We start from the raw sequence: 21,801 nt of genomic DNA, 5'->3' as shown, positions 1-21,801 counted from the left end.
GTACGACGGCGGGAGGTCCCGGGCGGCGCGGCGGGAGCCTCCGGCGTCGAACGCAGGCCCGCCGGAACGGCTAAGATGGATCGCATGACTAGCATGACGGACCCCCTCGACAACGACCCGATGCGCGAGCTTTCCGGGGCTGGATCGTCCACAGCCACCATTGAGCGCGAGGAACTGCGCCAGGAAGTGGAGCCCGGGGACCGGGAGCGCTTTTCGCACTACGTGCGCAAGGAAAAAATCATGGAGTCCGCGCTGACCGGCGAGCCTGTCATCGCCTTGTGCGGCAAAGTCTGGACGCCGGGCCGGGATCCGCAGAAATTCCCGGTGTGCCCCATGTGCAAAGAGGTCTATGACGGCCTCCGCCCGGGCAACGACGGCGGCAAGGGTCCCGGAGGGGACTCAGGCAACAACAAGTAGTGACGGAGACGCTCTTTGGCGGCCCCACCCTGCCTCCGGCTTACCCGGAACGTGCAGCCTGGGGAACCGCCCCGAAACTCCGTGCCTGGCAGCAGGAAGCCCTGGACCTCTACCTGAAGACGAGTCCGCGGGACTTCCTGGCGGTAGCTACTCCCGGCGCCGGTAAAACCACCTTCGCGCTGCGGATCGCATCCACGCTCATAGACTCCGGTGCCGTCAACCGGGTGACCATTGTGGCGCCCACTGACCACCTGAAGCGCCAGTGGGCGGACGCGGCAGCCAAGGTTGGCATCGCCATCGACCCCAACTTCAAGAACTCCGACGGCCAGCACGGCCGCGGGTTCATCGGTGTGGCCGTCACCTATGCCCAGGTGGCCAGCAAGCCCCTGCTGCACCGGGCCAAGACGGAGGCCGCCCGGACCCTGGTGATCCTGGATGAGATCCACCATGGCGGCGAAGCCCTGTCATGGGGTGATGGGCTGCGGGAGGCGTTCGACCCCGCGGTCCGGCGGCTGTCCCTGACCGGTACCCCGTTCCGTTCCGACACCTCGCCCATCCCGTTCGTCGAGTACGCCGAGGACCGGGACGGCATCCGCCGGTCAAAAGCTGACTACACCTACGGCTACGGCAATGCCCTGCGGGACCACGTGGTGCGTCCGGTGATGTTTATGGCCTACTCCGGCCAGATGCGCTGGCGCACCAGTGCCGGCGAGGAAATGGCTGCCTCGCTCGGCGAAGCCGCCGTCACCAAGGACATCACGTCCCATGCCTGGCGGACCGCGCTGAACCCGGCCGGTGAGTGGATTCCTGCCGTCCTGGCCGGCGCGGACAAGCGGCTCAGCGAAGTGCGCCGGACCGTTCCCGACGCCGGCGGCCTGGTGATTGCCACGGACCACGAGGACGCCCGTGCCTACGCGGGACAGCTGAAGCGGATCACGGGGGAGTCACCCACCGTCATCCTGTCTGATGACGCGAAGGCCTCCAGCAAGATCGAGGAGTTCTCCGCCGGCGAGCAACGCTGGATGGTGGCCGTCCGCATGGTGTCCGAAGGCGTGGACGTTCCGCGCCTTTCGGTCGGCGTCTACGCCACCTCAACTTCCACCCCGCTGTTCTTCGCCCAGGCCGTGGGCCGCTTCGTGCGTGCACGCAAAAGGGGCGAGACGGCGTCGGTGTTCCTGCCCTCCGTACCCCAGCTGATGGCCCTTGCCAACTCCATGGAAATGGAGCGCGACCACGCCCTGGACCGCCCGGAGAAAGAGGACGGGGACGGACTGTTCAACCCCGAAGACTCCCTCATGGAGGAGGCCAACCGCGAGGAGAAGGCCTCCGACAGCCTGACGAAGGGCAAGTTCGAGGCCCTGGACTCCCAGGCGTCCTTCGACAGGGTCCTGTTCGACGGCGGCGAGTTCGGAACCGGCGGCGAGGTGGGCTCCGAGGACGAACTGGACTTCCTGGGAATCCCCGGGCTGCTGGACGCCGAACAGGTGGGAACGCTCCTCCGGCAGCGCCAGCACGAACAGCTCAACCGCAAGAACCGGAAGGCTCCCGCGGCCGTGCAGGCTCCCGCACCCGCCGTCCCGGACCACCGGCTGCTGATGGACCTCCGCAACGAGCTGGCCAAAAACGTGGCTGCCTGGTCAGCCCGGACCGGAACGCCCCACGGCGTGGTGCACACCAAGCTGCGCACGGTCTGCGGCGGTCCGCCCGTTGCCCAGGCGAACGAGGAACAGCTGCAGTCCCGCCTGCGGAAACTGCAGGACTGGTTCATCGGCAGGAAATAACACACGCCGGCGAACGGAAGTGGCCCCGTGCAAAGGACGGGGCCACTGCTGCAGCTGCGGTCTGCAGCTGCCGGCGTCAGGCGACGTCCACGCCGCCGAGCTCGAGTTCGGCGACGGTCTCCTCCAGGTCGTCCGCGATGCCTGCTGTCAGGGAGCGGATAACCGTGACGGAGTAGCCGGCCTGCACGGCATCCAGCGAGGTTGCCTTGACGCAGTAGTCGGTGGCGATTCCCACCACTACAACCTCCTCCACGTCGTTGCCCTGAAGCCAGTCGTCCAGGCCGATGGCGTCTTCGTCCGGGGTGAGCCGGTCAGCCTCGCCGGCACCGGGCAGCGCTCCGGGCTGCCGCTCACCGGTGGGCACGGCATCCTCGGGTGCCAGCAGCCCTTCAAAGCCGGAGTAGGCGGCGGCGAACTGCCCTTTCTGGAAATAGGCCTCGATGTATTCGGTATCCAGGTCCGGGTGGAGCTCGGCTCCGCGGCTTCCGGCCACACAGTGCGGCGGCCAGCTGTCAACGAAGTCCGGGGTCTCGGAGAAGTGGTCGCCCGGATTGATGTGCCAGTCCTGGGTGGCCACGATGTGGTCGAACTCGTTGTGGTGCGCGTCGATGTATTCGCTGATGGCGCCGGCCACATCCGCCCCGCCGGCGACAGCCAGGGAGCCGCCTTCGCAGAAATCGTTCTGGACGTCGACGATGATCAGGGCCCTGGACATCAGTTCTCCTCAGTTTTCTTCATAGTGGGTAGGGATGGCTGCTTCCCCGCGCTGGAGGCGGTTGACCACGGCGGGCAGCTCGGCCATGGTTTCGGCGTGGCGGCGGCGGGCGCGGACCACGCCTTCGTGGCCGGTCCAGCCGGGCATCAGTTCCCCGTTCTTCATAAACTGCTGCAGCAGCGGACGGTCGTTGCCGTCGTCCTCCGGCCGGTGGCCCACACCCACCACTTCGGCAGTGGCGATGCCGCGTTCGGACAGTTTCCGCAAGGCGTACTTCCTGCCGCCCACGCTGGCCTTGTTCTTCGCGGCCTTGGCCACGGAGACGAAGTTCCCGTCGTCGTCCGTGCGGCTGACGAGCTTGTAAACCATGGACGCGGTGGGAGCCCCTGATCCGGTGACCAGCGAGGTTCCTACGCCGTAGGAGTCCACCGGCGCGGACTGCAGCGCGGCAATGGCGAACTCGTCCAGGTCCGAGGTGACCACAATCTTGGTGTTCTCGTTGCCCAGCTGGTCCAGGAGCTGGCGCACCCACTGGGCCTGCGCCACGAGGTCGCCCGAATCAAGCCGCACGGCGCCCAGGCGGGGACCCGCCAGGTCCACGGCCGCACGCACGGCCGTTTCGACGTCGTAAGTATCCACCAGGAGGGACGTGCCCTCGCCGAGGGAGGCAATCTGGGCCTCGAAGGCGTCCCGTTCGGTGTCGTGCAGGAGGGTGAAGGAGTGTGCGGCGGTGCCCACGGTCTTGACCCCGTACCGGATGCCGGCTTCGAGGTTGGACGTGCTGTCGAAACCGGCAATGATGGCTGCCCTGGCGGACGCGGTGGCGGCCTCCTCGTGCGTGCGGCGGGAACCCATCTCGATGCAGGGCCGGCCGCCGGCAGCGCTGACCATCCGGGACGCGGCGGAGGCGATGGCGCTGTCGTGGTTGAGGACCGAAAGCAGGTAGGTCTCCAGCATGCAGGCCTCGGCGAAGGTGGACTCGACGATGAGGATGGGGGAGTACGGGAAGTAGGCTTCGCCTTCCGGGTAGCCCCAGATATCACCGGAGAACCGGTAGGACGCCAAGTACTCCAGCGTCTCCTCGTTCACCACGTTGGTGCGGGCCAGGAAGTCCAGTTCCGCCTCCCCGAAGCGGAAGTTCGCGATGCCCTCCAGCAGGCGCCCCGTCCCTGCCACGATGCCGTAGCGGCGGCCGTCGGGGAGCCGGCGGGCGAAGGCCTCAAAGACGGACTTGCGGTGCGCGGCGCCCGAATGGAGTGATGCCTGCAGCATGGTCAGCTCGTAGTGGTCAGTGTAAAAGGACGTGCGGGGATGGTCCCAGCCGGCAGAGGTGCTCACGAAAATCACTCTAGTCCCCACCGGCTCCCACGTCTCGCTCCGCTTCGCCGCGGGGCCCTCGCCGGCGTGGGCCCACCCACCGGCTCCCACGTCTCGCTCCGCTTCGCCGCGGGGCCCTCGCCATAGATGCGCGACCCTCCCCATAGAATGGACAGATGACCTTAAGCGTTGCGCTCGGCCCTGATACGCAAGAGGGCACCCGGACCGGCACTGCGGAGTCCACCGACTTCCTGGCCGCACCGGACATCCCCTGGAACCTGGTGATCTGGAATGACCCCGTTAATCTCATGAGCTACGTCAGCTATGTGTTCCAGAGCTACTTCGGCTACTCGGAGACCAAAGCGAACAAGCTCATGATGGAGGTCCACAAAAAGGGCCGCTCGATTGTTGCCCACGGCAGCAAGGAACAGGTGGAGCGGCACGCCGTGGCCATGCACGGCTTTGGGCTGTGGGCCACGGTGGAGAAGGCCAGCGGCGGATCGGGCGGCAAATCGGGCAAGTCCGGCGGACCGGGCCAGGGTAAGGGGAAGCGTGGCTAAGGCGTTTAAGTACGGACTCAAAGGAATTACCGGCTACCTGGAACCCACGGAGCGGGAGCTGCTGCGCAGCCTCATTGCCGATGTGATCTCCATGCTCCAGCCGGAAGACCGCTCGGGCCAGGACCCGCTGGCTGCGCTGATCGGCCTCGACATGGACGTTGCCGTTCCCACGGACAGGGCCGTCAAGCGGCTCCTTCCCAACGTGATGAAGAACGACGACGCCGCGTCCCTCGAGTTCCGGCAGCTCACCGAGCGATCCTTGCGCGAGACAAAGATAGGCGCCCTCCGGGCGGCGGCGCTGGACCTGGACAAGGACGAGATTGTCCTGACCGCCGAAGGCGCCCGGCACTGGTCAATGGCGCTGAACGATGTCCGGCTGGTCCTGGCCGAACGCCTGGACATCCAGGATGAAGAGGATGCCGAGCACGTCCACCTGATGCAGGACTGGTCCCAGGCCGAGGATGTGGAGAGCTACCTGGCCCTGGTGTACAACTTCGCCACCTGGCTGCAGGAATCACTTGTCCAGGCCATGCTGCAGTCACTGGACACCCGCCGTTGAGCGGTAGCCGCGGCGTTGGCTGTGAGCCGTGTGACAAATTAGACATGAGTCGCAGGCCACAAGATGATGGCTGAGGTTGCGGGGAAGCCCTATCCTCGAATAATCATGACAACAGCCTCGAGCATGGATCCAGCTGCGGCAGCAGGGTCCGAAGCCAGCGACCTGCCCGCCGCTGCCGTGGAATCACGGCCCATCGGTGTCTTCGATTCCGGCGTCGGCGGCCTCACGGTGGCACGCTCCATCATCGACCAGCTCCCCAACGAGTCCATCCTCTACGTAGGGGACACGGCCCACGGGCCGTATGGTCCTTTGCCCATCGCGGAAGTCCGGGCCAACGCCCTGGGCGTGATGGACGAACTGGTGGACTCCGGCGTCAAGCTGCTCACCATCGCCTGCAACTCGGCGTCGGCCGCTGTGCTCCGCGACGCGCGGGAGAGGTACACGGCAAAGTACGGCATCCCCGTCATCGAGGTCATCCAGCCAGCGGTGCGGCGTGCCGTTGCCGCCACCCGCAGCGGCCGGGTGGGCGTGATCGGCACCTCCGCCACCGTTGGCTCGCGCGCCTACGAGGACACCTTCGCGGCCGCCCCGGACCTCCACATCACCTCGGTGGCCTGCCCCGAGTTCGTCAGCTACGTGGAGGCCGGCGTTACCACCGGCCCGGCCCTGCTGGCCGTCGCCGAGGAATACCTGGCTCCGCTCAGGGCCGCCGGCGTGGACACCGTGGTGCTGGGCTGCACCCACTACCCGCTGCTGACCGGCGTCATCTCCTACGTAATGGGCGCGGACGTCACCCTCGTGTCCAGCGCAGAGGAAACTGCCAAGGATGTCTACCGGGCCCTGGCCACGCACAACCTGCAGCGCACCGAATCCTCCCCGCCCGAGCACCACTTCGTGGCCACCGGCGACGCCGCCCAGTTCGAGGCACTGGCCCGCCGCTTCCTGGGCCCCGAAGTCCTCTCGGTCCGGCACGTGGACCATGTGGCGGCGCAATATCCCACCGGCAGCCTGGCCCGTATCACTCCGGAAATGATCGCCGCCGCGCAGCGCGCCGGCAGCCGTCCCCGGACCTCCAACTTCGTAGGCAGTTCCGTCGCCGGGGGTTCGGGCCAGTGAAGCTCACCATCGTCGGTTGCACCGGGTCCTTTCCCGGGCCGGGATCCCCGGCGTCGTGCTACCTCCTGACCGCCAACGACGGCGAGCGGACGTGGAAAGTGGTCATGGACCTCGGCAGCGGCGCCCTGGGCGCCATCCAGCGGTACACCGACCTTGAGGACATCGACGCGATCTTCCTCACCCACCTGCACCCCGACCACTGCATGGACCTCTGCGGCCTGCACGTGGCAGTCCGGTGGAAGCCGGGCGGCTGGGGCCGGGGACGGATTCCGGTGTGGGGACCGGCCGCCACGGCTGACAGGATGGCCACTGCCTACGGCCTGGAACTTGACCCCGGCATGCGCGAGGAGTTCGACTTCACCAACTGGGCCGAGCGCGAGCCGGTGACCGTGGGTCCCTTCACCGTCACGCCGTTCGCCGTGAACCATCCCATCGAGGAATGCTATGCCCTTCGGGTGGAGGTGGTGGAGCCGGACAAGGAAGGCAACCGGATCGCCAAAACGCTGACCTACTCGGGCGACACGGACTCCTGCGCGGCCCTTGAGGAAGCCGCCAAGGACGCGGACCTGTTCCTGTGCGAAGCGGCTTTTGAAGAAGGCCGGGATGACGGCATCAAGGACGTCCACCTGACCGGGAAGCGGGCAGGCGAGGCAGCTGCCGCTGCCGGTGCCCGCCGGCTCCTCCTCACGCACATTCCGGTGTGGACGTCACAGACCACCGTGATGGCAGAGGCCAGGCCGGTTTTCGGCGGCGACGTGGCTGTTGCCGTGGCGGGCGTGCACTACACCATCTAGGTGGTTCTTCGCCGGCAGGTTTCCCTGCGGGCTTTAGGTGCGGGCATCCCGGCGGCCGGCAGTGGATAAGCTAAAGGCATGACTTCTGAAGCAACTGCAGTGCCCATCGTGCGCGCCGACGGCCGCGCCCCGGACCAGCTCCGGCCCATCAGCATCACTCGTGGATGGTCCAACCAGGCCGAGGGATCGGCCCTGATCGAGTTCGGCAACACCCGGGTCCTGTGCACAGCTTCCCTCACTGCGGGAGTTCCGCGCTGGCTCAAGGGCGAGGGCCGCGGCTGGGTCACCGCCGAGTACGCCATGCTGCCCCGGGCCACCAACACCCGCTCCGACCGGGAGTCCGTCAAGGGCAAAATCGGCGGGCGCACGCACGAGATCTCCCGGCTCATCGGCCGTTCCCTGCGCTCCATCATCGACACCAAGGCCCTGGGCGAGAACACCATCGTGCTGGACTGCGACGTGCTGCAGGCTGACGGCGGAACCCGGACCGCGGCCATCACCGGCGCCTACGTGGCGCTCGCTGACTCCATCCGGTTCGCCCGCGACAACAAGCTGATCGCCAAGAACGCCCAGCCGCTGATCGACACCATCGCGGCGGTATCGGTGGGCATCATCGACGGCGTTCCCATGCTGGACCTGCCGTATGTCGAGGATGTCCGGGCGGAGACGGACATGAACGTGGTGGTCACCGGTTCGGGCAAGTTCGTGGAGGTCCAGGGGACCGCCGAGGGCGCGCCTTTCGACCGCGCCGAACTGGACCAGCTCCTGGACCTGGCCCTGCTCGGCACCACCCAGCTTGCGGCCATCCAGCGCGAAACCCTGGCAGACACCCTGTGAGCGCGGCCGGCGCCGCCGCGGGGCAAGGCACAACACCGCGCCTGGTCCTGGCGACGCACAACAAGGGCAAGCTCCGGGAGCTGCGTGACCTCCTGCGCGGGCAAGTGCCGGGGCTCGACGTCGACACGCAGGTGGTGGACGCCGCAGCGGCAGGTGCCCCCGACGTCGTCGAAACGGGCGTGACGTTCGCCGATAATTCCCTGCTCAAAGCACGGGCTGTCGCTGAGGCCACCGGCCTGGTGGCCATCGCCGACGACTCCGGCCTCGCTGTGGATGTGATGGGCGGAGCGCCCGGTATCTTCTCGGCCAGGTGGGCCGGCAGCCATGGGGACGACGCGGCGAACCTTCAGCTGCTGCTCAACCAGCTCTCCGACGTCCCGGATGCCCACCGCGGCGCCGCTTTTGTTTGCGCGGCAGCCCTGGCCGTCCCGGCGGCCGACGGGGAGTCCGGGCACGAAGTGGTGGAGTACGGGCAGCTGGAAGGCGTGCTCCTGCGTGAACCGCGCGGCGACGGCGGCTTCGGCTATGACCCCGTGCTGCAGCCGGCGGGGGAGACCCGCAGCTGCGCGGAACTGTCCGCCGACGAGAAGAATGCCATCAGCCACCGGGGAAAGGCGTTCCGCGCGCTCCTGCCCGCCATCGTCAAGGCCCTGCAGGACCGCTGAGGTAATCGCGAAGCTGGCATAAAAAAGGGTGCGCTCCGGGCCGAAAGCCTGGAGCGCACCCTACTTTTCGTGCGGTGAGACCCGCTGCTACTCGGGGCGTGTTCCGTCGACGTGCCGCGGTGTCTTGTGCTCCGCCTCCGGCGCGTGCTCTTCGATGAATTCGTCCACCGGGTCCGTGCCGTAGGCGGTGGCCTGGCGCTTGGCGGACATGCCGCGCAGGACCTCCACGCCGATGGGCAGCACCGAGACCAGCACGATGGCGATGAAGATGATGTCCAGGTTGTCGCGGACCCAGGGGATGCGGTCGCCCAGCAGGTACCCCAGGAGGGTTACGCCGCCGCCCCAGAGGAAGGCACCGATGACGTTGTAGAGGAAAAACTTCCTTTTGCTCATCTGCGCAACGCCGACGATGACCGGGACGAAGGTCCGGATGATCGGTACGAAGCGGGCAAGGATCAGCGCTTTGCCGCCGTGCTTTTCGAAGAAGGCGTGCGCATTTTCAACGTTCTCGCGTTTGAACAGGCGGGAATTCGGCTTGTTGAAGATGGCGGGGCCGGCTTTGGAGCCGATCAGGTAACCGGTCTGGTTGCCGATGATTGCCGACACGATGATCAGCAGCGCGAAAAGGAATACGTTGAACTTGATGGTGTCGGTGGCCACCAGCAATCCCGCGGTGAAAAGCATCGAGTCGCCCGGCAGGAAGAAGCCCACCAGCAGCCCGGTTTCCGCGAAGACGATGCCGCAGACGAGCAGGACCACCCAGGGTGCGAGGGCGGGATCAGCCAGGAAGACCTGGGGGTTCAGCCAGTCGGGCAGGAAGGAGGCCAGCTGTGGCTGCACCGGTCCCGCACCGCCCAGCATGGACACAGCGAAGTCGTTCATCACAGGAAAGTTCACTCCTCAAGGGTACTTGACATGCCTCTTCCTCCCGCTGGCGGCGGAAAGCGCCGGCCCGGGGCGCTCGGGTGATTTCCGTGACAGGACGGCATGGGTGACCCGGGAACGGGCGGGTCCGGCGGTAAGGTGGGGCCCGTGGGTTTGGACTTTACGGCGATCGACTTCGAGACTGCGAACGGATTTCGGGGCTCCCCGTGTTCTGTGGGCCTGACGAAAGTCCGCGGCGGCAAGGTGGTTGAGGAAGCCTCCTGGCTCATGCGCCCGCCGGCCAGCCACGACCACTTCGACTACCACAACGTCCGGATCCACGGCATCACTGCCGCCGACGTTGCGGGCCGGCCCCGCTTTGGCGAGCTCTTTCCGGAGATCGGCGCCTTCATCGGCGATGACATCCTGGCGGCCCACAATGCGGCGTTTGATCTCGGTGTGATCCGCTCCGGCCTTGAGGTCTCGGGGCTGCCCGGTCCGGCCTACGACTACGTCTGCACGGTCATGCTGTCCAGGCGCTGCTACTCGCTGGTGTCCAATTCGCTGCCCTTCGCCGCCGAGGAGGCCGGGGTTCCCCTGGTCAATCACCACGACGCCGCCGAAGACGCCCGTGCCTGCGCCGGCATCCTGATCGACATCGCAGGCCGCAACCAGGCGAACAGCATCGCCGAGCTCTACCTGTCGCTGGGGCTCGTGATGCCCCGCCAGGAGGCGTTCGACCCCGCCCGGGACACATTGTCCAAGGCAAGCCTCGCCGCCCTTTCCAGTGCCGCAGGCAGCGGAGCCGGGCTGGTGCGGCCCTTTTACAGCGGCTGGCCCGAAGAGGGCGCAAACCCCGAGCCGAATCCGCACGCGGAGCCCGGCCACCCGCTGTTTGGCCAGACAGTGGTTTTCACCGGCCAGCTGACCATCGGCCGGCCCGAAGCGAAGCAGCGGTCTGCCGAGTTCGGCGCCCGGCCGGAGAGCCGGGTCACGGGACGCACCACCGTCCTGGTGGTGGGGGACGGCTTTGTGGCCTCGGACCTCCGCTCGGGCAGGCTCACCGGCAAGGCGCGCCGGGTGCTTGAGCTCCACGAACGGGGGCAGGCCATCGAGGTCCTTTCGGAAGGCGAGTTCCTGCAGATGGTGGGCAGCTTCGCCGGGGCCCTCAGCGCCTAGGGAAGTGCGCACCCGCGGTCACGCGAGGCAACAAACCTTCCGCCCGGCGTCGGCCGCCCCCTAGCCTGGCCTCATGCGCGAGCTGTTTTCCTTTCCCAACCCCGTGAACGAGTACGCTGCCCGCGTGACGGCGGGGCTGGTGGTGGTGCTGGCCCTGGCGACGGCAGCCGCAGGGTCGGGATGGGGACTGCTGGCCATCGCCGCCGGATTCTGGCTCCGAGTGCTCTTCGGGCCCCGGATTTCGCCGCTGGCGCTGCTGTCCGTGAAAGTCATCACTCCACGGCTGGGCCGGGTGAAACCCGTTCCGGGGCCGCCGAAGCGCTTCGCCCAGGGCATGGGGGCAGTGGTGTCCACCACCGCCCTTGCACTGTTCGCGTCCGGCGCCGCCTCTGCCGCCTGGACAGTCCTGGGAATCCTGATCGTGGCTGCGGCGCTGGAAGCCTTCGCCGGCTTCTGCCTTGGCTGCGTGATCTTCGGATTCCTGCAGCGGCGCGGGCTGATCCCGCAGGAAGTCTGCGAAGCCTGCAACAACGTCAGCCTTCGCCGGTTGTGACCTTCACCAGTTGGTCGGCCATGCCGCCGATAACGTCAGGTCCTTCGAGCGCTGCAAGCCATTCCGGAGGCAGGCAGGCTTCGCCGTAGAAGGCGCCGAGGATGTTCCCGGCGATCGAACCGGTGGAATCGCTGTCGCCGCTGTGGTTGACCGCCAGGGCCACAGCATCGCGGAAGTGCTGTGCGGGTTCCGCCCTGTCAGTGTCCGGAAGGGTGGCCAGTACGGCGTAAAGCCCGACGGCGAGGGCTTCTTCGGCGACCCAGCCCTCACCGAGTGCCTGGACCATTTCCTCAGGGGTCACAATGCCCTTGCCTGCCAGCCGGAGGGCAGCCTCCAGCCGTTCCGGCAACTCGGGGGCCACGCCGTCGAGGCCTGCGGTATGGGCCAGAGCTTCGGCTGCGGCTTCGCGCAGCCCGTCGCCGGACACCAGACGGTGGATGAGAAGGCTGAAGGTACCTGCGCTCTGGCGGGCTGACGGGTGGCCGTGCGTGAGCGAGGCGGCGTCGGAGCTCAACTTGTAGACGGCATCGGGTGCTATGTGGGGAATGAGCCCGAACGGGGCCGAACGCATCACCGTCCCGCAGCCCTTCGAGTCAGGATTGACCGGCCGGAAAGAGGTCCCCATTTCCCCAGTGGCGAGTCCGGAGAGGCAGGCTCTGCCCGGGCGCCGCCGCTGGTGGAGCACCTGCTGGGCATCGATCCACCGGGGCTGGGGGACCGGGGCCGAGGCCGGGGCTGTTTCCCCCTGTGTGGCGTACCAGCGCAGGTACGCGAGCCACAGGCAGGCGTTGACGTCCGCGCCAACACCTGAATTCGCCCACTCCAGCGCCTCCACCAGCCCGTCCACCGTGTAAAGGGTCATCTGGGTGTCATCGGAGAAATGGGTGGGGCCGTTGAGCTGATTAAATCCGGTGAGGCCGGCGGCACCGTAGCGGCTGCGGATCTGCCCGATTGAGTCGAACTCGACGGCGTAGCCCAGCGAGTCGCCCAGTGCGCCGCCAAGGAGGCAACCGCGGATACGGGACTTCAGCAAGGGGGTGGAAGCGTCCGGTTCAATACTCATGGTTGCAAATTTACCGTGGCCGCCGACGGCCGGCCGACGCCTGCCCGGGCGGCAGTACAGGCATGAGGCAGGCGGCCCCGGCGCTGCGGCAGTGCTGTCCAGCGAACGCACAGCCTGTACTGGAATAATGCCGGGGTTGCGTGAACGCAACGCCCACGCCCCTCTATTTTGAAGGTCACCACCATGAGCACGCCTGTCCCGGCCCGTCACGATGCAGTCCAGCCAGCCGGAACTGAAGTCCCGCCGCGGCTTCTGCCGCGCCTGGCCTCCGAGGCATTTGGCAGCTTTTTCCTCGCCCTCGCCGGGTTGGGCGTCCCGCTGTTCACCATCCCGCAGTCCAGCCCGCTGCCCGCCGCCCTTGCTGCCGGGCTCGCGGTGACGGCGGCCATGCTTGCTTTCGGTCACGTTTCCGGCGGGCACTTCAACCCCGCCATCACGGCAGGCCATCTCGTGGCCGGCCGGATCCGCGCGGGCGCAGCCGGCGCCTATGCCGCAGCCCAGCTCGCCGGGGGACTGCTGGCCGCGCTGGCCCTGTACGGAATCCTGCGCACGCTGCCCGGGATTGCGGACAGCCGGACCGCCTTTGACACCGTCACCGCCGGCTTCGGCGAACACTCCATCATCCAGGCGCCGCTGGCGGCCGTGCTGCTGCTCGAGATGATCGGGACCGCAATCATCACCGCTGTCTTCCTGGGAACAGCCCGCCGGGACAGCAGCGGCCCTTCCGCTGCGCCGGTTGCCGTTGGCCTGTCCTTCGCTGTTGTCCTGCAGCTGGGCCTGTCCGTGGGCAACCTGCCCTTCAACCCGGCCAGGGCGGTTGCGTCCGCAGTGTTCAGCTCGGGCTGGGCTGTCGAACAGCTCTGGGTTTTTGTTACGGCCCCCTTGATCGGCGCCGTCATCGCCGGACTCGCGTTCCGGAGCTTCAATGCCGCTCCAGCCGCGTCCGGCGAAGCCCGTGCGGCCGGGGAAGCAGGCCGCAACAGCACCGAAGCAGCGGCAGCTGAAACGGCCGACGAGGAAACGATTGACGAGTTGGAGGCAGCCGGTGAGGCCGCCCCGAAACCAGCCACCAAGGATTCACAGGCGGCAGCCAGCGAAGCGCAGGAGTTCTTTGAGGGCAAGCGCTGACCCTGGCAGGAGCCCGGCAGCTGCGGCGGTTACCGGAACTGTCAGTGGCAGCCGATAGCGTAGAAACATGAGGTTACTTCACACATCTGACTGGCACCTGGGCCGGTCCTTCCACGGCGTCGGGATGCTGGATGCGCAGCGGGCCTTTGTGGACCAGCTGGTGGATGCCGTTGCCCGGCATGCCGTGGATGTTGTCCTCATTGCCGGCGACGTCTACGACCGTGCACTCCCTGGTGTGGATGTGGTCCACCTCCTGGATGATGCCCTGGTCCGGCTGACCTCGGCAGGAGCGCAGGTGGTGCTGACCAGCGGCAACCACGATTCCGCCATCCGCCTGGGCTTCGCTTCGCGCCTCCTGGAGCGCGGCGGGGTGCACCTGCGGACCAGGCTGGACAGCCTGGACCAGCCCTTGCTGCTCCCGGTCGACGGAGCAGCCCGCGGCGCAGCTGAGGGTGCCGTGGTGGCCATTTACGGCATTCCCTGGCTGGAACCGCGCCTGGTGGCCGATCAACTTGGTGTGGAGACCGCCAGCCACTTCGAGGTGACCCGGGCGGCTACGGACTTGATCCGGCAGGACGTCGAACGGCGCTCAGCAACAGCTCCAGTCCATTCAGTGGTGCTGGCGCATACCTTTGCCAGCGGCGGGATCAGCTCGGACAGTGAACGCGACCTCAGCATCGGTGGGGTAGGGGCGGTTCCGCTGGATCTCTTTGACGGCTTCAGCTACACGGCTTTGGGCCACCTGCACGGGCGGCAGTCCCTGTCGCCCCAGGTCCGGTACTCCGGTTCGCCGCTGGCATACTCCTTCTCCGAAGCGTCGCACCAGAAGGGAGGGTGGCTCATCGACATCGATGCCGGCGGCGTGACCGCGGTCCAGGAAGTCCTGTGGGACGCCCCGCGCACCCTGGCGGTGCTCCGGGGCACCTTGGCCGAACTGCTTGAGTCCTCCGAATACTCGTGGGCCGAAACCGCCTACTGCCAGGTGACCCTGACCGACGCCCAGCGCCCCGCCCGGGCCATGGACCAGCTCCGTTCCCGTTTCCCGGACACGCTGGTCCTCAGCTTCGAACCCGAGGGCGGTCCAGCCGGCACCACGTCCACCTACAGCAGCAGGCTGGCTGAAGCTCCCGATGACCTCGCTGTCTGCTGCGGCTTCCTGGAGCACGTACGCGGCCGCGTTCCCGATGACGCCGAGAAAGCGGCGCTCGCCGCCGCCCTGGAGAACGTCCGGCTGCAGGAGGCCTCGCTGTGAGGATCCACCGCCTCCGCATCTCCGGTTTCGGTCCCTTTGCCGGCACCGAGGAGATTGACTTTGATGCCCTGAGCGCGCATGGCCTGTTCCTGCTCAACGGGCCCACCGGCGCGGGTAAAACCAGCGTTCTGGACGCCATCTGCTTTGCCCTGTACGGCTCGGTGCCGGGAGCACGCCAGGACGGAAAACGGCTCCGCAGCGATCATGCGGAACCGGGCCAGGAACCAGCAGTGAGCTGTGAATTCTCCGCGCAGGGCCGGCGTTTTGACGTCACCCGGTCGCCCGCCTGGGACAAGCCCAGCGCCAGGGGCAAAAACGGATTCACCACCCAGCAGGCCAAAACCCTCCTGCGTGAACGAGTGGACGGAACGTGGGTGGAGAAGTCCACGCGCAATGATGAGGCCGGGGCGGAAATACTTGCCCTGCTGGGAATGGACCGCGAGCAGTTCACCCGGGTGGTGATGCTGCCGCAGGGTGATTTTGCCGCCTTCCTGCGCTCAAAGGCCACGGACCGGCTGGAGCTTCTGCAGAAACTTTTCGGCACGGAGCGGTTTGAAGCTGTGGAGCAGGAACTCTCGCTGCAGGCGCAGGCAGCAAAGGAGGGAGTGGCTGTCCTCAACAGCCAACTGGAACTCCTGGCGGCGCGGGCGGAGTCCGAAGCAGGAACGCTGCTGCTCCAGGACACTGGCGGGCTGCCGGAGGATAGTCCGGCAGATGCTTCAGCGGACATCCGGGCTGCCCGGCTCGAGTGGTTGAAAGAACGTGCAGCGGAACGAAAGTGCCAGCTCTCGGAGCTGGCGCTGGCTGCTGAGTCGGAACACCAGGAGCGGAGAGGGGCCGTTGCAGCGGAGACTGCGCTGCGTGAACGCCACCGCAGGTTGGAGGAGGCAACAGCCAGGCAGGCCGCCGTACAGGAAGCCCTCCCGCGGCTGGAGGACCTGAGCCGCCGGCTCGGCCGCTCCCGCCAGGCAGAGGTTCTTGCCGGTCAGCTGCGCGGGGTTGATGCTGCTGCTGCCAAGGTGCGGCGGGCTGCGGACGCGATGGAATCCGCGTTCACCCTGCTCCGACTGGCCGCGGACGAAGACCCTGAACTCGGCCAGCTGGACCTGGGCTCCGCGCACCATGTCGAGCAGGACTTCGGGGGACCGGCAATGTTTCCCGGCGCCGCAGATGAATTGAACCGGCTCCGGTCCCTCCTGGCTGTTGTGGAGGCAAGGCTACCGGACGAAGACCGCCTGAAGATGCTCAGGTCAAAGCACCAGCAGTTGCTGGGAAGACAGCAGGAACTCACCGCATCCAATGCAGCCCTGGACCGCCGCGTGGAGGATCTGCTCACCGAGCGGGCATGCCTCATTTCGGGCATGGAAGCACTGGAAGGACGGGCAGGGGCGGCAGCACTGCGGGCGAAGGAGGCAACCGCCGCCGGAGAACTGCTGGACGTGGTGCGGCGCTACGGCGCTGCCGTTACGGCGCGGGACGAGGCCAGGCTGGAGCATGACCGGTCACGCGAGCATCAGCTGGAAACCAAACGCCGCTGGCTCGATGTGCGGGAGCAGCGGCTGGCCAACGCCGCCGCCGAACTGGCCGCCAAACTGGTGGCGGGGGAACACTGCCCGGTGTGCGGCAGCGCAGAACATCCCTCGCCGGCGGCCGGAGACGGGGCCGGCCCAGGACTTGAACAGGAAGAGCAAGCAGCCCATCAGCTGTATGAGGCTGCAGAAGCAGGATTCGCCCGTGCCGGCCAGCGGCTGGCCGACGCAGATCAACTCGTGGCAGTCCTGGCTGGCCAAGGCGGCGGGACCGCTATGGAAGAAGCCGTCACCGGGGCTGAGGAAGCGCGCCTGGCCGCGGCCGACGCCGAACAGGCCGTAGGTGAACTCGCGGCCGCACGGTCGCGGCTGGAAGCGCTCGAAGGAGGCGTCACCTCAGCCCAGGCGTCCCGGGCCGGCGCGGAGGCTGAGCTCGCAACAGTTGTAGCCTCCCTTGCTGACCTGGCAGAACAGTCATCGACCCTTGACGAGGCACTGGCGGAGTTGCGGGCAGGGCACCGGAGCCTTGCGCAGCGGTTACGCGCCCTGGAAAACGCGGCCGGCATGCTGTCCAAGGCCGTCGAGGCCCAGGCTGCGCTTGCCGCCGCCAACGCCCAGGCCGCGGAAGCCCGGGAGCACCTGGAACTGGCCTTGCCGGAAGCCGGGTTTGCTTCTGCCGAGGAAGCCCGGGCACACCTGCTGGCCGCCAATGAGGCTGCTGCCCTCGAAACTGAAATACGGTCGGTCCAGGACGAGGCTGCCAGGGTTGCCGAGCTGTTCGCCTCCGACGAGGTGGTGCTGGCCCTGAAGGAAACGGCCGACGGGATCGGGGTGGACCAGCAGCGGCTGCCGGCCCTGGAGGCTGATGCAGCGGCGGCCCTGCAGGCGGCGCGCGACGCTGACGTGGCCGTGGGCCTGGCAGCACGCTGCCTTGAGTCCTTGACAACCATTGCTGCCAGTTACAAGGAGCTTGCCGGCTCCGCCAGCGGCCCCGCCGAGCATGCCCGGATGCTGTCCGGCCTGGCGGACGCGGCGGCAGGCCGGGGGGACAACACCTACCGGATGAGCCTGAACAGCTATGTCCTGGCAGCACGGCTGGAACAGGTGGCCCTGGCCGCCTCGGAACGGCTGGTGGCCATGAGCGACGGGCGATACCTCCTGCAGCACACCGATGCCAAAGCAGCGCGCGGCGCTAAGTCCGGGCTGGGTTTGGAAGTGGTGGACCAATGGACCGGTCACCGGCGGGACACCTCCACACTCTCCGGCGGCGAATCGTTCATGGCCTCGCTGTCCCTGGCGCTCGGACTGGCCGACGTTGTCCAGCAGGAGTCCGGCGGCGTGGAAATCGAAACCCTCTTTGTCGATGAGGGCTTCGGCAGCCTTGACGAGCAGTCCCTGGAACAGGTGATGGATGCCCTTGAAGGCCTCCGGGATGGCGGCCGGGTGGTGGGCCTGGTAAGCCACGTCGCCGAGATGAAGCAGCGGATCGGCATGCAGCTCCAGGTGATCAAGGGACGCAACGGTTCCACTTTGCGGATATCGGAGGCCGTCGAAGCCACGGTGTGACCGGCCCCGGACAGGACTGGTAGCAGGCTCGCGGTTTGACAGCGAACGCCGGATATACTTGGACAGTTACCGGGTTGGGCGCATCGGGAGGAGGGACGATGCGCACTTACTGAACGAGCCCGGAAATTGACATCTTCGACCTCCCTTTCTCCTGACCAGCCTTCGTCTTCACGGCACGCTCCTGCCACGCCGGACTCGCCTGCCCCGGCTGACGGTTCTTCCGCGCGTCCCGGAAGCGCGACCGGCGGCCGGTTCGCGAGGCTTCCGCGGCTCGCCGGCCGCAGCTTTATCCCCCTCGGTATTTTCGCCCGCCTCCCCCTGGCCATGCTCACGGTCGGAACCCTGACCATGGTGACGTCCAACAGCGGTTCCTATGCTCTCGGCGGCACGGCCGCAGGGGCAGTTGGTATCGGCTCTGCCCTGGGTGCGCCCATCCTGGGCGCCCTGGCGGACAAGCGCGGCCAGCGTCCGGTACTGCTCTTCGCGGCTGCCCTCAACACCGCCGCGGTGTTGGCATTGATCTTTGCGGCCGCCCTCCTGGGGACATCCGGAAGTTTTAGCGCCGGGGTGCTGGCTGCCGCCTTCCTCTCCGGGGCAAGCTGCCCCCAGGTGGGACCGCTGGCCCGGGTGAGGTGGATGGCACTCACATCGCAGGGGAGCGCGCCGGACAACAGGCGGGACCTGGACACGGCGCTGTCCTACGAGAGCACTGCCGATGAAATCACCTTCGTGCTGGGCCCTGCCCTCGTCGGAATCCTGGCCAGCCTCCTGGCCCCCTGGCTGCCCCTTGCGCTGGCGGCGGCAATGACCATCACGCTGGTGCCCGCGTTTGCAACGCACCGCACCCACCGTGCTGTTCCGGTAACCCGGCGCCGGCTTGTGCCGGCGGGACAAGCCGAGGCCCGGCCAGCAGCGCAACTACGGAGCAGGCGCAGGCTTCCCGTTGCCGTTGTGGTCCCGGTGGTGGCCATGGTTTGCATGGGTACGTTCTTCGGCTCCGCCCAGGCGGCCTTGAGCTCCTTTTCCGCCCACTATGCCACCTCCGAAATCGCCGGACTGCTTTATGCGGTGATGGGGCTCAGCTCCGCCGCGGCCGCCCTGTCGGTCGCTTACTGGCCGCACCGTTTCGGCCTGTCCTGGCGCTGGATAGTGTCTGCTGTGCTGATGGCAGCGCTGGCCCTGCTCCTGCTGGTGCCTGGATCGTTGGGATCAATGGTGCTGGTGCTGCTGATCCTGGGGGTTCCGGTGGGACCGGTAATGGTGACCGTCTTCGCGGTAGGCGGGGTGGTCGCCCCCGCAGGACGGCTGGGAACCGTGATGACCGCCCTCGCCAGCGGCATCGTGGCCGGAACGGCGATTGGTTCGGCAGCGGGCGGCCGGCTGGCCCAGGACCACGGCTTCGAAGCCGCGTTCCTCGTCCCCGCATGTGCGGCAGCCGCCCTGGCCCTCCTCGGTGCCGCGGCCGCCGTTGTACTCCAACGCCGGCGCGCCTGAACCTTTCCCGGGCTTACGTAGTAAGCCGCTGCTGCACGCGCTGCCTAGGCCAGCTGCCGTTCGATTCTGGCCGCACTTTCCGCCAGCGCCGCGCCCACCGTTGAGGGCTGGTGGGCAGAGCGGATATATACGACGGCGAGCGCTGCCGGCCGGCCGCCGGGAACCCTGACTGGTGCCGCCAGTGAGGAGACACCGGCGATGACCTCGTCATGGCTGGCCGAATATCCGGTGCGGCGCGCTTCCGCGGCTTCCGGCCGGTACGGGATACCTGTCTCGAGGCGGTCCCACTCGGCTTCGGTGAGGGCCGACTGGATGGCGATGCCCGGTGCTCCGGCGTTGATGGGGTGGCGGGTGCCGGGATGCTGTGCCACGGTCGCCCCGGAGTGCCGCGGCTCCACGGTGACCAGGGTGATGCAGTCGTGGTGGTCCCACAGCGCCACGAACGCGGTCATATCCCAGGTGTTGGCCAGGTGTGTCAGTTCGGGAAGGGCGGCGCTCTGCAGGTTCCTTGAAACACCGCGCGCCAGGACGGCAAGGCCGGGGCCCGGCTGGACCCGCCCGGCGTCGTCGCGGACCAGCAGCGAGTGGTCCTCCAGCGTGCGCAGGATCCGGTAGGCCACCGAGCGGTGCACGCCCATGGCATCGGCAAGTTCGGCAATCGTCAACGGGCCTGGCGCTGCAGCAAGGATCTCCAAAGCGCGGATTCCCCTCGATAGCGTCTGCGAGGGCGAGGCCTGCGCCGGCGCGGCTCCGGCCAGGGCTGCAGCGGTGGAAGTCATGGTCTCCATCCTAGGTGGCAGCGTCCGGATAGCGAAGCGTTAGTTCACATATAGAACCTGGGGAAGCCCTTGGAGAACGCGGCTTTCTTCCCGTGTCCATCCTCGCCTGCGCCACGGGAAGCAAATTGCCGGAAGGCGTGTCCTGTCTCACATTTTCGTAGTACCCTACTAACTAACTGACCGTTCTGTCGGTAATCCTGAAGGCGTCCTGGCAGCCCCGCTGCCAACAAACAATGGAGTTTCAATGACCACACCTTCCAAGGTGGATTCACTCTCCGGTCCCAGCACCCGGCGGGAGGAGCGCAAAGTCCTGGCCGGTACCCTGGTGGGCACCACTATCGAGTGGTATGACTTCTTTATCTTCGCCCAGCTGACGGCAACTCTGCTGTCGCCGCTGTTCCTGGCGCCGCTGAACCAGTCCAACCCGGGCCTGGCGCAGATCCTCTCCTTCGCCCTGATCGGCATCAGCTTCCTCTTCCGGCCGCTGGGTGCCGTGGTGGCAGGCCACCTTGGCGACCGGCTGGGACGCAAGGCGATGCTCGTCTTCACCCTCGTGATGATGGGTGCGGCCACCGCGCTCATCGGCATGCTGCCCACCTACGCCCAGATCGGCGCCTGGGCTCCCGTCCTGCTGATCCTCCTCCGGATCATCCAGGGCTTCTCGGCGGGCGGCGAGTGGGGCGGCGCGGCGCTGATGGCCGTGGAACACGCGCCCCTGAACAAGCGCGGGCTCTTCGGCGCGTATCCGCAGATCGGTGTGCCGGTGGGCATGATCCTGGCCACGGGCCTGCTCTTCTTCCTTAACAGCAGCATGTCCAAGGAAGACTTCGCTGCGTGGGGCTGGCGGATGCCGTTCCTGCTCTCCATTGTCCTCATCGTGGTGGGCTACCTGATCCGGCGTGCCGTCGCCGAAAGCCCGGTCTTCCAGGAGATGGCCATGCGGAAGCAGGAAAGCAAGGCGCCACTGGGTGAACTGGTCCGCAGCCACAAGAAGCCGGTGCTGTACTCCACCATGATCTTCATCGGCAACAACGCTGCCGGGTACCTGCTGATAGCCTTCTTCATCTCCTACGCCACCCGGACGCTGCAGATGCCCACGCCACAGGTCCTCCTGGCCACGACGCTGGCGTCCTTTGGCTGGCTGATCTTCACGCTGGTGGGCGGCTGGCTCTCCGACCGCATTGGCCGGGTCAAGACCTTCCTCACCGGCTACGCGATTGTGTTCGCCTGGATGATTCCCATGTTTGCCCTGATCGACACGAAGAACATCTGGCTGTACGGCCTGGCGCTGTTCGTCCTGACCATCGGACTTGGGCTCTCCTACGGCCCGATGTCCGCAATGTACGCTGAGATGTTCCCGGCCAACGTCAGGTATTCGGGCATATCCATCGGCTACGCCTTCGGTGCCATCCTGGGCGGGGCCTTCGCCGCCACCATCGCGGAAACGCTGCTGCAGACCACCAAGTGGGCCGGGTCGATCGGCATCTACATCATGGTGCTGTGCGTTATCTCGGCCGTCGGTGTGATCCTGGCCAAGGAAACCAAGGGCCGGCCGCTCGGCGTCAGCCACCACTGATCCCCACACAATCCCCTTACAACGAACGCGGGCCCGGACCTTGTTGGTCCGGGCCCG

Annotated in this window: 20 protein-coding genes; 15 read left to right on the top strand and 5 right to left on the bottom strand. The window is 67.2% G+C overall.

Annotation, left to right across the window (positions count from 1 at the left end):
* Positions 1-84: 84 nt before the first annotated feature.
* Positions 85-417 (top strand): DUF3039 domain-containing protein, encoded by a 333-nt coding sequence (locus AC3A4Z_RS11070; RefSeq protein WP_370455872.1) that lies wholly within the window; start codon positions 85-87, stop codon positions 415-417.
* On the top strand, positions 417-2,198 hold the full coding sequence (locus tag AC3A4Z_RS11065) for a DEAD/DEAH box helicase (protein WP_498711590.1): 1,782 nt from the start codon (positions 417-419) through the stop codon (positions 2,196-2,198). Before AC3A4Z_RS11070 ends, AC3A4Z_RS11065 begins: the two co-directional genes overlap by 1 nt.
* A gap of 76 nt (positions 2,199-2,274) precedes the next feature.
* On the opposite strand, the gene AC3A4Z_RS11060 is transcribed toward AC3A4Z_RS11065, so the two are convergent.
* Both AC3A4Z_RS11060 and AC3A4Z_RS11055 read right to left on the bottom strand, forming a co-directional pair.
* Complete coding sequence (locus AC3A4Z_RS11060) at positions 2,275-2,913, bottom strand: isochorismatase family protein (protein WP_498711589.1); 639 nt, start codon at positions 2,911-2,913, stop codon at positions 2,275-2,277.
* A gap of 9 nt (positions 2,914-2,922) precedes the next feature.
* On the bottom strand, positions 2,923-4,251 hold the full coding sequence (locus AC3A4Z_RS11055; RefSeq protein ID WP_498711588.1) for a nicotinate phosphoribosyltransferase: 1,329 nt from the start codon (positions 4,249-4,251) through the stop codon (positions 2,923-2,925).
* A gap of 155 nt (positions 4,252-4,406) precedes the next feature.
* Here AC3A4Z_RS11055 and clpS point away from each other — a divergent pair, with 155 nt between their 5' ends.
* The 6 genes from clpS to rdgB all read left to right on the top strand — a co-directional run bounded on the left by clpS (position 4,407) and on the right by rdgB (position 8,761).
* On the top strand, positions 4,407-4,790 hold the full coding sequence (clpS, locus tag AC3A4Z_RS11050) for an ATP-dependent Clp protease adapter ClpS (protein WP_498711587.1): 384 nt from the start codon (positions 4,407-4,409) through the stop codon (positions 4,788-4,790).
* The gene (locus AC3A4Z_RS11045) at positions 4,783-5,349 is read left to right on the top strand and encodes a DUF2017 family protein (protein WP_493970114.1); all 567 of its coding nucleotides are present in this window, start codon (positions 4,783-4,785) and stop codon (positions 5,347-5,349) included. Before clpS ends, AC3A4Z_RS11045 begins: the two co-directional genes overlap by 8 nt.
* A gap of 105 nt (positions 5,350-5,454) precedes the next feature.
* Entirely contained in the window at positions 5,455-6,465 is a 1,011-nt protein-coding gene (gene murI, locus AC3A4Z_RS11040) for a glutamate racemase (RefSeq protein WP_498711586.1), read from the top strand.
* Positions 6,462-7,259, top strand: a complete 798-nt coding sequence (locus tag AC3A4Z_RS11035; protein ID WP_498711585.1) for an MBL fold metallo-hydrolase — start codon at positions 6,462-6,464, stop codon at positions 7,257-7,259. Before murI ends, AC3A4Z_RS11035 begins: the two co-directional genes overlap by 4 nt.
* 78 nt (positions 7,260-7,337) lie before the next feature.
* Positions 7,338-8,096, top strand: a complete 759-nt coding sequence (gene rph / locus AC3A4Z_RS11030; RefSeq protein WP_050054653.1) for a ribonuclease PH — start codon at positions 7,338-7,340, stop codon at positions 8,094-8,096.
* Positions 8,093-8,761, top strand: coding sequence for an RdgB/HAM1 family non-canonical purine NTP pyrophosphatase (gene rdgB / locus AC3A4Z_RS11025; RefSeq protein WP_498711584.1), 669 nt, complete (start codon positions 8,093-8,095; stop codon positions 8,759-8,761). The genes rph and rdgB overlap by 4 nt, the downstream gene beginning before the upstream one ends.
* Positions 8,762-8,848: 87 nt before the next feature.
* On the opposite strand, the gene AC3A4Z_RS11020 is transcribed toward rdgB, so the two are convergent.
* Entirely contained in the window at positions 8,849-9,643 is a 795-nt protein-coding gene (locus AC3A4Z_RS11020; RefSeq protein WP_498711625.1) for a VTT domain-containing protein, read from the bottom strand.
* 150 nt (positions 9,644-9,793) lie between these two features.
* Between AC3A4Z_RS11020 and AC3A4Z_RS11015 the strand changes: the two genes are divergently transcribed.
* Positions 9,794-10,804: an exonuclease domain-containing protein gene (locus AC3A4Z_RS11015; protein WP_493970119.1), complete on the top strand. Its 1,011-nt coding sequence runs from the start codon at positions 9,794-9,796 to the stop codon at positions 10,802-10,804.
* 73 nt (positions 10,805-10,877) lie between these two features.
* On the top strand, positions 10,878-11,357 hold the full coding sequence (locus AC3A4Z_RS11010; RefSeq protein ID WP_498711583.1) for a DUF4395 domain-containing protein: 480 nt from the start codon (positions 10,878-10,880) through the stop codon (positions 11,355-11,357).
* Here the strand turns inward: AC3A4Z_RS11010 and AC3A4Z_RS11005 are convergent.
* Positions 11,338-12,420: an ADP-ribosylglycohydrolase family protein gene (locus tag AC3A4Z_RS11005; protein WP_498711582.1), complete on the bottom strand. Its 1,083-nt coding sequence runs from the start codon at positions 12,418-12,420 to the stop codon at positions 11,338-11,340. The two genes, AC3A4Z_RS11010 and AC3A4Z_RS11005, sit on opposite strands and share 20 nt — an antisense overlap.
* Before the next feature lie 183 nt (positions 12,421-12,603).
* On the opposite strand from AC3A4Z_RS11005, the gene AC3A4Z_RS11000 reads away from it, so the two are divergent.
* From AC3A4Z_RS11000 to AC3A4Z_RS10985, 4 genes are all read left to right on the top strand, one after another.
* Positions 12,604-13,548 (top strand): aquaporin, encoded by a 945-nt coding sequence (locus AC3A4Z_RS11000; RefSeq protein ID WP_498711581.1) that lies wholly within the window; start codon positions 12,604-12,606, stop codon positions 13,546-13,548.
* A 67-nt stretch (positions 13,549-13,615) separates the two neighbouring features.
* Positions 13,616-14,800: an exonuclease SbcCD subunit D gene (locus AC3A4Z_RS10995; protein ID WP_498711580.1), complete on the top strand. Its 1,185-nt coding sequence runs from the start codon at positions 13,616-13,618 to the stop codon at positions 14,798-14,800.
* Positions 14,797-17,895 carry an AAA family ATPase gene (locus tag AC3A4Z_RS10990; RefSeq protein ID WP_498711579.1) on the top strand — a complete coding sequence of 1,033 codons (3,099 nt, stop codon included), beginning with the start codon at positions 14,797-14,799 and terminating at the stop codon, positions 17,893-17,895. The genes AC3A4Z_RS10995 and AC3A4Z_RS10990 overlap by 4 nt, the downstream gene beginning before the upstream one ends.
* A 126-nt stretch (positions 17,896-18,021) precedes the next feature.
* Positions 18,022-19,389, top strand: coding sequence for an MFS transporter (locus tag AC3A4Z_RS10985; protein ID WP_498711577.1), 1,368 nt, complete (start codon positions 18,022-18,024; stop codon positions 19,387-19,389).
* 44 nt (positions 19,390-19,433) lie between these two features.
* Here AC3A4Z_RS10985 and AC3A4Z_RS10980 read toward each other — a convergent pair whose 3' ends face one another.
* Complete coding sequence (locus AC3A4Z_RS10980; protein WP_498711576.1) at positions 19,434-20,168, bottom strand: IclR family transcriptional regulator; 735 nt, start codon at positions 20,166-20,168, stop codon at positions 19,434-19,436.
* 244 nt (positions 20,169-20,412) lie between these two features.
* Between AC3A4Z_RS10980 and AC3A4Z_RS10975 the strand changes: the two genes are divergently transcribed.
* Positions 20,413-21,744, top strand: a complete 1,332-nt coding sequence (locus AC3A4Z_RS10975) for an MFS transporter (protein WP_498711575.1) — start codon at positions 20,413-20,415, stop codon at positions 21,742-21,744.
* The last annotated feature ends 57 nt before the right edge of the window (positions 21,745-21,801 follow it).

The organism is Arthrobacter sp. Soil_C_49 (assembly GCF_057656635.1).
The sequence above is the reverse complement of the archived record's forward strand: the minus strand, read 5'-3'. Positions and strand labels throughout refer to the sequence as shown.

Excerpts from the sequence above, each read along its gene's own strand:
- clpS (WP_498711587.1), top strand. The coding sequence starts at position 4,407 with ATGACCTTAAGCGTTGCGCTCGGCCCTGATACGCAAGAGGGCACCCGG.
- AC3A4Z_RS10975 (WP_498711575.1), top strand. The coding sequence starts at position 20,413 with ATGACCACACCTTCCAAGGTGGATTCACTCTCCGGTCCCAGCACCCGG.
- rph (WP_050054653.1), top strand. The coding sequence starts at position 7,338 with ATGACTTCTGAAGCAACTGCAGTGCCCATCGTGCGCGCCGACGGCCGC.
- AC3A4Z_RS10980 (WP_498711576.1), bottom strand. The coding sequence starts at position 20,168 with ATGACTTCCACCGCTGCAGCCCTGGCCGGAGCCGCGCCGGCGCAGGCC.
- AC3A4Z_RS11000 (WP_498711581.1), top strand. The coding sequence starts at position 12,604 with ATGAGCACGCCTGTCCCGGCCCGTCACGATGCAGTCCAGCCAGCCGGA.
- AC3A4Z_RS11020 (WP_498711625.1), bottom strand. The coding sequence starts at position 9,643 with ATGAACGACTTCGCTGTGTCCATGCTGGGCGGTGCGGGACCGGTGCAG.
- AC3A4Z_RS11005 (WP_498711582.1), bottom strand. The coding sequence starts at position 12,420 with ATGAGTATTGAACCGGACGCTTCCACCCCCTTGCTGAAGTCCCGTATC.
- AC3A4Z_RS11010 (WP_498711583.1), top strand. The coding sequence starts at position 10,878 with ATGCGCGAGCTGTTTTCCTTTCCCAACCCCGTGAACGAGTACGCTGCC.
- AC3A4Z_RS11070 (WP_370455872.1), top strand. The coding sequence starts at position 85 with ATGACTAGCATGACGGACCCCCTCGACAACGACCCGATGCGCGAGCTT.
- AC3A4Z_RS10995 (WP_498711580.1), top strand. The coding sequence starts at position 13,616 with ATGAGGTTACTTCACACATCTGACTGGCACCTGGGCCGGTCCTTCCAC.
- AC3A4Z_RS11060 (WP_498711589.1), bottom strand. The coding sequence starts at position 2,913 with ATGTCCAGGGCCCTGATCATCGTCGACGTCCAGAACGATTTCTGCGAA.
- murI (WP_498711586.1), top strand. The coding sequence starts at position 5,455 with ATGACAACAGCCTCGAGCATGGATCCAGCTGCGGCAGCAGGGTCCGAA.